Source organism: Lentzea flava (genome assembly GCF_014648475.1).
Lineage (GTDB): Bacteria > Actinomycetota > Actinomycetes > Mycobacteriales > Pseudonocardiaceae > Lentzea > Lentzea flava.
This window is the reverse complement of record NZ_BMRE01000014.1, coordinates 156,130-167,326: the sequence shown is the minus strand read 5'-3', so window position 1 is coordinate 167,326 and position 11,197 is coordinate 156,130. Positions and strand designations below refer to the sequence as shown.

The window sequence follows — 11,197 nt, the reverse complement described above, 5'->3', positions numbered from 1 at the left end:
AGGGTGTGTCACTTGCTCCGCGACACGAACTGTGTCAACTCAGCTGAGACTGAAGACCGGTCGCCCTTGACGAAGTTGACCCCCATGCGGAACACGGCTTCGAGCTTCGCCTCGTAGTGGGCGCGCGCCACCGGGTTCGTGAGGTCGATGTCCCACACGTTGGTGCGGTCGGACTGCGCGAACGAACCGGCGGGGTAGTCGTGCGGGCATTCCTTGCCGTCGGACATCTTGCTCAGGAACGGCGCCACCCACACGCCCATGTTCACGCCACGATCGCGCATCCAGTTGATCGTGCCCTGGGCGTCCGGGTACATCGTCTTGTCGAACTTCAACGCGCCGATGCACGCGTACGTCGGCCGTGCGCCGACAGGCCCCTGTTCCCACGGGTTGTCGACCCACAGCGTGTTCAGCGGAACTCCGCGCGCCTGGAACTGCGTCACGTCCTCGACGATCTCGTCGGAGTGGTTGTACTTGTCCCGCCACTTCGTCAGCGCGAACTGCCGCGCGGGCGGCAGCGCAGGCGTGCCGACGCGCTGGAAGTACGCCGAGTTGACCTGTGCCGGTGAGCCCGCGTAGACCTCGTAGTCGAGGCGGGAGGTCTTGAAGCACAACTGGATCCGGTCCGGCACGCCGAACGTCACGGGGCAGGGCGCCGGCTTGTCCGCGCAGTGGTCGTCGGCCAGAGCACCGGGGAACGCCGTCCGCCCGATCGCCTTGGTGTCCGCGTAGACGCCGTAGCCCGCGCTGGAGATGAAGAACGTCGAAGGCGCGCCGTTCTTGTTGCACTTGCCGAAGTTCGACGCACCGACGAACACGGCCTTGTTCAGCAACACCTTCCGCTGCAGGTCGACGAACATCGTGTGGGCGCCACCGCCGAGGAAGTGCTCCTCCAGCGACCCGGTGAGGTTCGCCGACACCTGCGCGACGCCGGTGGAGGGCTCCAGCGTCCACCCGACCCGCAGGCCGCGTCCGGTCCGGGTGACGACCACGGAAGCGGTCCTGGACGCCTCCGTGGTCGCCACGACGTACCGCACACCGCCGGGAACCCGTTTCTGCGCAACGACCTTCGTCAACGAGTGCTGCGTGCCGTCCGCGAGCCGGTAGAACGTCTCGCGCTGCCCGGTCAGCGTCCGCCTGCCGTCCTGGAAGTCCAGCGAGAACGGGGAGTTCACCGCTTTCCACGACAGGCCGGACCCCGCGACCGCGACCGGTGAGCCCGCGGAGAGCCCGGCGGCGATCAGCAACAACGCCAGCAGGTGTCTCATGCCGGAACCACCCCGTTGATCGTGGTGTTGCGGAACAGGAGGTTGTCGGTGTGCTCGATCAGGTTGGGCTCGGTGATCGAGGTGAACGCCGAGTTGGAGATCAGCACGTTCCTGATGTGGGACTGCGGGAAGCCGCGGAACGTCGCCGCGACCCGGCCGCCGTTGATCCGCATCCTGTCGACGGTCACGTTGTCGATCCGCGGGAAGAAGCCCTTGGTGCCACCGTTCTGGTAGTACATCGAGACGAAGAGGATCTCGCGCTCGACGTTCTGCCCGTGCACGTTGCGCAGGTGCACCCCGTCGATCACGCCACCGCGGTCTTGGTTGGTCTTGATGTAGAGCGCGTGCTTGACCGGGTAGCGGCCGGGGAAGTCGGGCGCGTTGATCTCGCAGTCGCGGCAGAACACCTTCGAGACGCCGCCGGACATCTCGCTGCCGATCGTGATGCCACCCCAGCGGCCGGAGAACTTGCAGCGCTCCACCACGATGTGGGTGGACGGGATGCCGACCCGCCGTCCGTCGGCATCCCGTCCTGACTTCACCACGACGCAGTCGTCGTTGGTGTTGAACCTGGAGTCGTGCACGTGCGCGTACGACGACGAGTCGAGGTCGACGCCGTCACCCTGCGAGTTCGTCGAGTAGATCTCGATCCGCCGCACGGTGATGTTCTGCGAGAACACGAAGTGCAGCGACCACATCGCCGGGTTGCGGATCAGCACGTCCTCGACGAGGAGGTTCCGGCAGCGGAAGAACTGGATCATGTTCGGCCGCAGGTTCTTGCCCACGCCCATGATCCGTTCTTCGACCGGCACACCGTCCTCGCCCATCTGCCGCAGCAACGGGGTGGCGCCGGCCCGCCACTCGGGCCACGGGCCGTTGGTCGCGTCGCCGTCGATCGTGCCGCGACCGGTGATGGCGATGTTCTTCTGCTCGAACGCGTAGATGAACGGCTGGTAGTTGTAGCAGAGCGTGCCCTCCCAGCGGGTGAGCACGAGCGGCAGGTAGTCGTCTGGGTTCGTGGAGAACTTGATCGTGGCGCCCTCGCTGACGTGGAGCTCCACATTGGACAGAAGTCTAATGGCGCCGGTGAGGAACGTGCCCGCGGGAACGACAACACGTCCCCCACCGGCCTGGTGGCACGCCGTGATCGCGCGGTGGAACGCCTCGGTGTTCTTGGTGAGGCCGTCACCCTTCGCGCCGTACGCGGTGACGTCGTAGTCCTTCCTGCGGAAGCGTGGAGGGCGGATGCACGCCAGGATCAGCGGCACCTCCCGCCACGGGTCTTTCCCGAACCCGGTGGGCTCGGCTGCCGCAACGCCTGCCGGAAGCAGGAGACCAGCGGCGGTCAGGCCGGACACACGCGCGAAATCACGACGTGACAAGGACACGGGGATGCTCTCCTCAGACCTTCTTGCCGTTGATGGTGACGTTCGTGAAGGTGGTGCCGTCCGCGTTCCTGATGCTGGGCTTGGCGGTCGTGACGTTGGTGAAGGTGCTGTTGGAGATCGCGACGTTCCTGATGTGCGACTCGGCCAGGCCGTCGAGCGTGACGGCCGTCTTCTTGACCCCGTTGACGGTGAAGCCGTCGGCGGTGATGTTCTGCACCTTCGGGTTCACGATCGGGCCGTAGCCGGGACCGGTGAGGCTGTAGTTCAGCGTCACCATGATCGCCTCGCGGTCGACGTCGGTCGCCTTGATCCGCCGGGCGTGGATGTTCTCCACGGTGCCGCCGCGTCGCTTGTTCGTCTTGATGTACAGCACGTGGAACGGCTTGTAGGACGAGCCCTTCTTGACCGTGCAGTCCTGGAAGAACACGTTCCGCACGCCGCCGGACATCTCGCTGCCGACCGTCAGGGCGCCCCAGCGGCCCTCGAAGGAGCAGTTCTCGATGACGATGTTCTCGCTCGCCACGCCGACCCGGCGGCCGTCGATGTCACGGCCGGCCTTGATGGCGATGCCGTCGTCACCGCAGTCGAACCGGCAGCCCGTGATGTGCACGTACTGGGAGGCCTCGGGGTCGCAGCCGTCGACCATGCCGCCGCGGCTGTAGACGAAGATGTCGCGGATCGTCACGTTGCTGCACAGCACCGGGTGCACGTTCCACATCGCCGAGTTCCGCAGCCGCACGCCCTCGACGAGGATGTTCCTGCACTCGTAGAGCGTGATCATGTTCGGCTTGAGGTAGTGGCCAAGGCCGAACTTCCGCTCCGTCACCGGCCGGTTGTCCACCGCCCACTTCTGCAGCTGCTCCCAGTCGGGCTGCCGCTTGCCGTCGTAGTCGAACCACGGGCCGGACGGGCCCTGGCCGTCGATCAGGCCCGGTCCCGTGATCGCGATGTTCTCCGCCTTGCGGGCGTAGATGAACGACGAGAAGTTCATGCACTCGATGCCCTGCCACCGCGTGAAGACCAGCGGGTAGTCCTTGGGATCGGTGGAGAACTTGATGGTGGCGCCTTCCGAGACGACGAGGTTCACGTTGCTCAGCAACGTGATCGCGCCGGTGAGGAAGCTGCCCTTCGGCACGACGACGTGGCCGCCACCCGCCTTGGTGCAGGCCTCGATCGCCTTCCGGAACGCCTCGGTGTTCTTGGTCTTGCCGTCGCCGACCGCGCCGTAGGCGGTGATGTCGAACCTGGCGCTGGGGAACGTGGGCGGGACGATCTTGGCGAGGATCGCGGGCACCTGGTCCCACGGCGACTCGGCTATCGGGATCGCCAGGTGGGCCTGTGCCGACGCGACCGGCGTGGAGAGGAACGACCCCGGCAACATCGTGACACCAGCGGTGGCACCGGCGACTTTGAGGAAGTCGCGGCGGTTGGGCTCCATCTGCCGTCCTTTCGCACGCGTGCGTTGGTACAACTGCCAGCGGCGGCGGCGGAATGAGAAGGTTGTGTAAACCTTTTCAACCGATGTCTACACCTCGTTCCGGCCCCGCGTCAACGGCTGCCCGAAGTCGGCATACTGGCTTGCGTGCTCGGTTTGCGTCCGGCGGAACTCACGGTCTACGAGACGCTCGTGGACTCGTACCAACTCGGTGTGACGGAGCTTTGTCTTGCGACGGAACTGGCGGAGCGGACGGTGCGGACCGCGCTGAAGTCGTTGACCGAGCTCGGGTTCGTCCACCAGGTCAACGGGCTGCACACGGCGGTGGCCCCGGATGTCGCGCTGGCGACGCACTTCCTGCGCAGGGAGGACGATCTGCGGCGGGACCGGTTGCTGGCCGGGGAGCTGCAGGTGCGGTACGAACGCGCGGCCGGTGTGCGCGCTCCCGCCGACCTGGTCGAGGTCGTGCACGGGCCGGAGGCGATCTCGCGCCGCGTCGACCAGGTGATGCGCACGGCCCGGCACGAGGTCTGCTTCGTGGACAAGCCGCCGTACGCCAAGGCGCCCACGGCGTTGCACCCCGTCGAGGAGGAGCTGCTGAACCGGGGTGTGCGGTTCCGCGGGATCTACGAGCGCCAGGCCCTGGAGATGCACGACCTGCGCGCCGACCTCGAAATGGGGCTGTCACTGGGAGAGGAGGCACGGGTCGTCGCCGAGGCGCCCACGAAGATGATCCTCGCCGACGCGCACCTGGGGCTGATCCCGTTGCACAGCACGGAGACGACGCTGGAGAGCGCGGTGATCGTGCACCGGTCGGCGTTGCTGGACTCGCTCGGGGCCCTGTTCGCGCGGCTGTGGGAGGACGCGGTGCCGTTGTCGTTGCCCGGCCAGCCGACCAGCAACGAGGTCTCGATCGCGGACGCGCGGCTGCTGGCGCTGCTCGCGACCGGGCTGCCGGATCGCAGCATCGCGAAACAGCTCGGGCTGAGCTACCGGACGTTCCAGCGGCGGCTGCACAGGTTGATGACGGAGCTGGGCGCGCAGACCCGTTTTCAGGCGGGTCTGCGCGCTGCGGCGCGAGGCGCGAGTTCCCTGCTACCCCCGCGTTAGGGCCTGTATCGGGGTCCATGTTCGCGATAGCCGGGCCTGAGGCGGCCCCTGGCGGCACGGCCGGACGACCCACATACAACACCGGTATGCGAGTCGTCCGGCCGCACCACCAGAAACCACCTCAGACGCGACTCTCATCGAACGGGACCCCGATACAGGCCCTAACCGCCGGAGTGAGTCCGGAACGCCTTCTGCATCGTTTGCGTGACCGTGTTCCCCGCGCCGTCCCTGGCCTCGGTGCGCAGCCAGACGTCGCCGCCGGGGTTGTCGACGGTGACCTGCCAGCGGTCGCCGCTCGGTTCGATCGCGGCCTGCCGCCACGTCTTGCCCTCGTCCGCCGACCACTGCACCTTCACCAGCGTCACGGGTGCGCCGGTGGAGGAGGCGCGCACGTGGTAGACGAACGGTTTGCCGGCCGGTGCGGAGTTCATGAGGTCGAGCGGCAGGTCGTGGCGGAGCCGGATGAGCGGCTGGAACTGACAGGTCGCCTGCCCGCCGTGGCACGAGTACCCGAGCGGAGGCGGGTTCTGCGAGCGGAAGGACTGGAACGTCCAGGTGGTCTCGGTGCGCGGGGCGAGCGTGAACAGCACGGGGTTGATCGCCCCCGCCACCGCTCCCGGTGCCTGGGTCTCGACCGTCTCCAGGCGGTAGGACGCTTTCTCCGCGACCATCTGGAACGTCGGGTAGAACGCCAGCGGTTCCTGGGTGGCGGGGATCTCCGTGTCACCGCGGAACAGCCTGACCTTGGTCGTCGTGAAGAACTTGCTGTTCTGGTAGGGGTTTGTGTAGTGGCCCGGGGTGCCGTCGGTCCACTGCAGCGCCGGGACGAACGTGTCGCCCGCCCGGCAGTTCGAGCACAGCTGCCGCCACGCGCCGCCCGCGGCCGGGTAACGGGCCGGGTGGTCGGACTGCAGCTCGACCGCCGTGCTGTGCATCGGGCCCGCGAACCACCGCTCGGTGGCCGGAGCGGCGCCCTCGCGGAACACGTTCTCCTGGAACATGGTCATCGCGGCGCGCTGGCCCTTGGCGTCGAGGCCGCTCAGCGTCACGTGCCGCTTCCACACGATCCTGTCGTCGCCCGGCCCGATGTACTCGGTCCACGCGGCGGGCGGCGTGAACGTGGTGCCGCGCAGGATCATCGACTGCCACAGGCCGGTCGGGAACGGGTACCACGTCTTCTGCACTGACAGACCGGGTTTGTCGGTGTGGTAGGAGGTCTGGCGTTTGATCAGCTTCGCGGGGTCGACGGTCCTGCGGTGGTCGGCCGGGATTCCGTTGGCGTCGAGGTAACTCAGGTTGAACACGGCCTCCGGGCCGGGCTTGATGCTCAGCTTCAGCGCCGTCTGCTTCGCGAGGAACTCGCCGTCGGCGTTGCTGACGCTCAACGACGGCAGCGCCGCGCTGGACAGCCCGGTGAGCGCGAGCGCACCTGGTGAGTCCACATAGGACACGATCGCCTTCTTGCCGGCCTGCGCGGCCGTGGTGGCGGCGGTGTTGGCCGCTTTCACCATGTTCGCAGGGGTGTCGGGCTTGATCTTCACCAGCGCGGTGTCCCCGCCGATGGTCAGGTCGCGGTCGCCCGCCCACTTCGCGGACAGCACGCCCACGTCGCCGTCGGTGACCAGCGTCCTGCCGCCCGCCGTCGCGGTGACCGTCGAGGTCTGCAGCGTCACGTTGTCCTGCAACGAGATCGCGCCCTTCTTCGCCGCGACGGCGGGAGTGGCGCGGATTTCCCACGGTGCCGTGCCGAGGACAGCGGCCGTTTCGATGATCAACGGTTGCTTCTCGCCGTCCGCGGGCAGGACGCGGCGCATCGTCACGGTGCGGTCGCGCAGCTCGGCAGGACCGGGTGGCACGACCTCGATCGGCACCGTCTTCTGCCCGTCGAGCGAGACCTCGGAGGCGCCCGTGACGGTCAGCTCGGGCGCGGCGAGAGCGGACCAGCGGCGCACACCGGCCGTGTTCTCGGTCGCCCACGAGATCGCGGAATAGCGGCCGCTCGGCACGTTGGCGACGCCTTCGCCGTTGACGACCTCGAAGTAGTAGCTGACGATCTCGTCGAACGGGTCGTTGACGTCGTCGCCGCCGTTGGAGTCGTCGATCAGCTGACCGAGCGCCGGTGCCGGTGGGCGCCCGGCGGCGTCACGCACGTGCACCGACACCGGGAACGTCTGCGGTGCCTCGTAAACGCTGACCGGCGTGCGGAGACTGACCCCGGTCGCGGTGGCCGTGACCACGCCGCCGTACACACCGGCGGGGCCGACCTCGGGATCGAGGGTGAGCACGGCCGATGCCTTGCTGTTGGCCGGGATGGTGAGCTTCGTGGTGTTGAGCTTGAACCCGGTCGTCGACTTCCCGTCCCAGCCCTTGATGTCCGGGGCGAGGTCGAGCGTCAGCGGGGCGGCGGAGTCGTTGACGTACTGCAGTTCCCTGGTCAGCACGCCACGTGCGCCGCGGTCGTAGCGGCCGAAGCTCGCCGACGCGGTGGCGGTGGCGGTCTGCTTGATCGCCCTGGCCACGTCGAGCCGGCCCGCTCCCTGTTCGTACCACGGCATGCCGACGTCGACAGCGCTCGTGACCAGCGCGTTCTTCAACGTCTGCGCCGTCCAGTCGGGGTGCTGCTGGGCGAGCAGCGCGGCCGCGCCCGCGACGTGCGGGGTGGCCATCGACGTGCCCGACGCGGCCGTGTAGGTGTCGCTCACGGGAGCGCCCATGCCCGTTCCCGCCGCCCTCGCCGCCACGACACCGACTCCTGGCGCGTTGATCTCGGGCTTCGCCAGCGCGTCGCCGATGCGTGGTCCGGTGCTGCTGAACGGGGCGAGCTTGTTCTGCCGGTCGACCGCGCCGACGGTGAGCGCCGAGGCGGCGGCACCGGGCGAGGTGACCGAGCGGCCGGCCGGGCCGTTGTTGCCCGCGGCCACCACGAACAGCACGCCCGTCTCGGCGGACAGCCGGTCGACCAGCGCGCTCAGCTCGTCCGTGCCGTCGGTGACCTCGCCACCCAGACTGAGGTTGACGATCTTCGCGCCCGAGCGGGCCGCCCACTCGATGCCGGCCAGCACCTGGGACGTGTCGGCCTCACCCGCGCCGTTGAACACCTTGGCGATCACGAGTTTCGCCGCGGGGGCAACGCCTTGGTACTTGCCGGCGGAACCCTGGCCGGTGCCCGCGATGGTCGAGGCGACGTGGGTGCCGTGGCCGTGCCGGTCGACGACGTCAGGCTCGCTGGAGAAGTTCTCCGCCGCGGTGATCTTCCCGGCGACATCGGGGTGGTTCGCGTCGATACCGGTGTCCACGACGGCGACCGTGACGTCCTTGCCGTCGAAGCCCGCGCTCCAGGCCGCGGGAGCACCGATCTGCCTGGTGGTCTGGTCGAGCGTGATGTGGATCGGGCGGTCGTACTTCACCCGCACGCCCGACTTCGCGCTCATGTCCAATGAACGCCAGAACTCGCGTGCCTTCGTCTTCTCGACCCGGATGCCAGACGTGTTGATGCTGCGGATGCGGGTGTGCGCGTTGGCCGAGAAGCCGCCGGTCAGCAGCACCGGGACCGTGGTCGTGTGGTCGTCGGACTGGCCGGTGTGCACGAGTTTCGTGACGTTGAAGAGGGTGCGTTCGACGGTGCCCGACGTGATGGCTCCCATCGCGTCCGACGGGTAGACGTGCAGGCCGTCTGCCGTCGTCATCGTGTGGAAGATCGGTTGCTCGCCGTCGCGCGGAGCGGCGTGGATCTGCGCGACCTTCCGCCCGTCCGAGCGTTCGGTGTAGTCGACGACGTCACCGGTGATGAGCGTGATCCGGTGCGAGGCCTCGGAGGTCTGTGCCGGCGGTGACGGTGGTGCGGCGGACGCGGGCGGAGCACCCAGCGTCGCGGCGGCGATGGCAAGTGCCAGAACGTGTCGAATCACGGCGCCCTCCCACGGTGATCAGGTCACAGCAGGATGAGGGGCCGGGAAATCGTTGGGAAACAGCAGGAAGCGGCGGTTAGTCGCCGTTGGCGACTTCGCGCCACGCACGGACGTGCCCGGGACGCCGAGGGGCGGCGGCCCGGGCACTTCGTGTGCACCCGCTCAGTGGTCAGAGCGAGTTGATCAGAAGGTGCGCTCCTGCAGCGAGAAGTCGCGCTGGTTGTTGTTGGTGTCCTGGTTCAGCAGGTTGCGCGTGTTCGAACCCGCGAGCTGCGCGGTGCGCTGGTTCTCGGGCTGCGCGTGCACGCCTTCCTTCGCCGCGGTCACCGGAGCGGAGAATGCGACACCGTCGATCTTGAAGGCGGTGGGGGCCATGCTGCCGAAGATCGCGACGCCGCCGAGCGTCGGGATGCCTTCGTCACCGAGGAAACGCACGGGGAGAACGTTCGGCGTCGAGGTGGTGCCGGAGAACTCGGCGCCCGTCAGCACCAGCGTGCTGCCGACGTTGTTGGCCGGAGCCAGCGTGAGCGGCTGGCCGGTGACGTCGGTCAGCGGGATCGTCTGGATGACCTCGTTGCGCTGGTTGTAGATCTTCACGACCCAGTTGGTCAGCTGGACCTGCTCGCTGGAGAGGTTGACGATCTCGATGGCCTCGTCGAGCGGGCCGTTCGGACCCATCGTGGAGACCTCGTTGATCAGCACTGACGGAAGCTGCATGACCTCGGGCGCCTCGGGCTCGTCGGCGGCGGTCGCCAGACCCGAGAACGCGATCATGCTCGCGAATGCGAGCGAAGCGGCTCCGCCCAGCAGACGACGCATTGTCTTGTCCCTTCGAGAAGTGAATTCGGGGTATTTCTCGCAGGCGGCACATCTGGCCTGGGGAACAGCCTGTCTTGCCGCCGGGACTGACTTTGCTCGCATTCGTTCGGACTCGAAAGGGGCCATTTCCGATAGGTTACAGATTGTTTTCTCCTGGAGAAGGAATGCGGCAGCTGAAGTCGATCGAGTTGTGGTCGGTGTCGCGGGACTCGCCGTCGCGGCCCAGTGCGGAATCGGCACAGGGCTGCGCGGCGCCGTCTTCGCTGCACGGTGACGAGGAGCTCAGTCCGACGCTGTCGGCGTGCGCTCCGTACCGGTTTCGGGCGATTACGCCGGTGCCGTCCACGCTGTCCACGACGAGACCGTTCGGGACCGTTCCGCTGAACGCGCTCCCGACTATCACGAAGTATTCACCCGGTGGCAGCACGCTGTTGGGTGGGATGGTGGCGAGAATTCGCGGAGTGCGTCCGGCGCACGCCTGGATCGTCCATCCTCCGACGTCTGTGGTGGTGGAGCCGGTGTTGCGCAGTTCGACGAATCCGCTCGCCCCGAGTGCGATCTCGTTCACTTTCACAGGAGATACCCCTGGGGTGCTGCCGAACGAGCTTCCGGCGAGTAACAGCAACGTTCCAACGGTGTTCACTAAGGGGGCCACATTACGCAGTTTGGCCCCCTGTGCGCGAGCGCACAGGGGGCCAAAGGTCCTTACCACCTGGGACTTGTGGGGAGGGCGACGCCATCGCGTGCCCCGTACGAGTGACGCTGTGACGCCGCCCTCCCTCTTTTCCGCGGGCGGGCAGACCCCTGCCGTCTGCCCGCACTCCGCTAGTGGGAGTGGTCTGAGTTGCGTGTCCTGCGGGATTCCCGTTCGACCACCGCGGCCCGGTCGACCTCGGCGTGCGGCACATCCAGCGCCGCGCTGATCCAGGCACGCCAGTAGGGGCCGGGAATGCGTTTGCCGCGTTCCCATCTCGACACTTCTTCACGGGTGACGCTGTCGTTTTGTGAGATCTCGCACAACAGGTCCGCGAGTTCGCGCTGGGTGAGGCCCTGCTCTCGCCGCGCCTGTGGAATCAAGGCGGTAATCGGCGGGGTGTCCTGGTGCTCGTGGGCTTGATGGACTGCCTTGAGCACGGTTCTGCTCCGTTTCGGTGTGATGGCGGGTGCAACAACCACCCTGCCCGATAGCTTCAGAGTTCGGGCCGTGCAAAGTGGTGATACCGACGGTCGTTGAAAGTTCAGGTACCACTGGAATCGTCCGATCGGATGTTT

The 11,197-nt window shown here is 67.5% G+C and carries 8 protein-coding genes; 1 reads left to right on the top strand and 7 read right to left on the bottom strand.

Features of this window, described 5'->3' with window-relative positions:
- Window positions 1–8: 8 nt before the first annotated feature.
- The 3 genes from IEZ09_RS18880 to IEZ09_RS18870 are packed head-to-tail and all read right to left on the bottom strand — an operon-like array spanning window position 9 to window position 4,091.
- Window positions 9–1,265 carry a TIM-barrel domain-containing protein gene (locus IEZ09_RS18880; protein ID WP_189255027.1) on the bottom strand — a complete coding sequence of 419 codons (1,257 nt, stop codon included), beginning with the start codon at window positions 1,263–1,265 and terminating at the stop codon, window positions 9–11.
- Window positions 1,262–2,653, bottom strand: coding sequence for a glycoside hydrolase family 28 protein (locus IEZ09_RS18875; RefSeq protein WP_229812696.1), 1,392 nt, complete (start codon window positions 2,651–2,653; stop codon window positions 1,262–1,264). The genes IEZ09_RS18880 and IEZ09_RS18875 overlap by 4 nt, the downstream gene beginning before the upstream one ends.
- A 13-nt stretch (window positions 2,654–2,666) precedes the next feature.
- On the bottom strand, window positions 2,667–4,091 hold the full coding sequence (locus IEZ09_RS18870) for a glycoside hydrolase family 28 protein (protein WP_189255026.1): 1,425 nt from the start codon (window positions 4,089–4,091) through the stop codon (window positions 2,667–2,669).
- 144 nt (window positions 4,092–4,235) lie between these two features.
- Between IEZ09_RS18870 and IEZ09_RS18865 the strand changes: the two genes are divergently transcribed.
- A complete protein-coding gene (locus IEZ09_RS18865; protein WP_229812695.1) occupies window positions 4,236–5,198 on the top strand; it encodes a helix-turn-helix domain-containing protein in 963 nt (320 codons plus the stop codon).
- 161 nt (window positions 5,199–5,359) lie between these two features.
- On the opposite strand, the gene IEZ09_RS18860 is transcribed toward IEZ09_RS18865, so the two are convergent.
- The 4 genes from IEZ09_RS18860 to IEZ09_RS18845 form a co-directional block, all read right to left on the bottom strand.
- Window positions 5,360–9,106: a S8 family serine peptidase gene (locus IEZ09_RS18860; protein ID WP_189255025.1), complete on the bottom strand. Its 3,747-nt coding sequence runs from the start codon at window positions 9,104–9,106 to the stop codon at window positions 5,360–5,362.
- 183 nt (window positions 9,107–9,289) lie between these two features.
- A complete protein-coding gene (locus tag IEZ09_RS18855) occupies window positions 9,290–9,925 on the bottom strand; it encodes a lamin tail domain-containing protein (protein WP_189255024.1) in 636 nt (211 codons plus the stop codon).
- A 136-nt stretch (window positions 9,926–10,061) separates the two neighbouring features.
- Window positions 10,062–10,499 carry a lamin tail domain-containing protein gene (locus tag IEZ09_RS18850; RefSeq protein ID WP_268247631.1) on the bottom strand — a complete coding sequence of 146 codons (438 nt, stop codon included), beginning with the start codon at window positions 10,497–10,499 and terminating at the stop codon, window positions 10,062–10,064.
- Between the two features lie 251 nt (window positions 10,500–10,750).
- The gene (locus IEZ09_RS18845; RefSeq protein WP_308202409.1) at window positions 10,751–11,059 is read right to left on the bottom strand and encodes a helix-turn-helix transcriptional regulator; all 309 of its coding nucleotides are present in this window, start codon (window positions 11,057–11,059) and stop codon (window positions 10,751–10,753) included.
- Window positions 11,060–11,197: the final 138 nt, after the last annotated feature.

Excerpts from the sequence above, each read along its gene's own strand:
- IEZ09_RS18870 (WP_189255026.1), bottom strand. The coding sequence starts at position 4,091 with ATGGAGCCCAACCGCCGCGACTTCCTCAAAGTCGCCGGTGCCACCGCT.
- IEZ09_RS18880 (WP_189255027.1), bottom strand. The coding sequence starts at position 1,265 with ATGAGACACCTGCTGGCGTTGTTGCTGATCGCCGCCGGGCTCTCCGCG.
- IEZ09_RS18855 (WP_189255024.1), bottom strand. The coding sequence starts at position 9,925 with ATGCGTCGTCTGCTGGGCGGAGCCGCTTCGCTCGCATTCGCGAGCATG.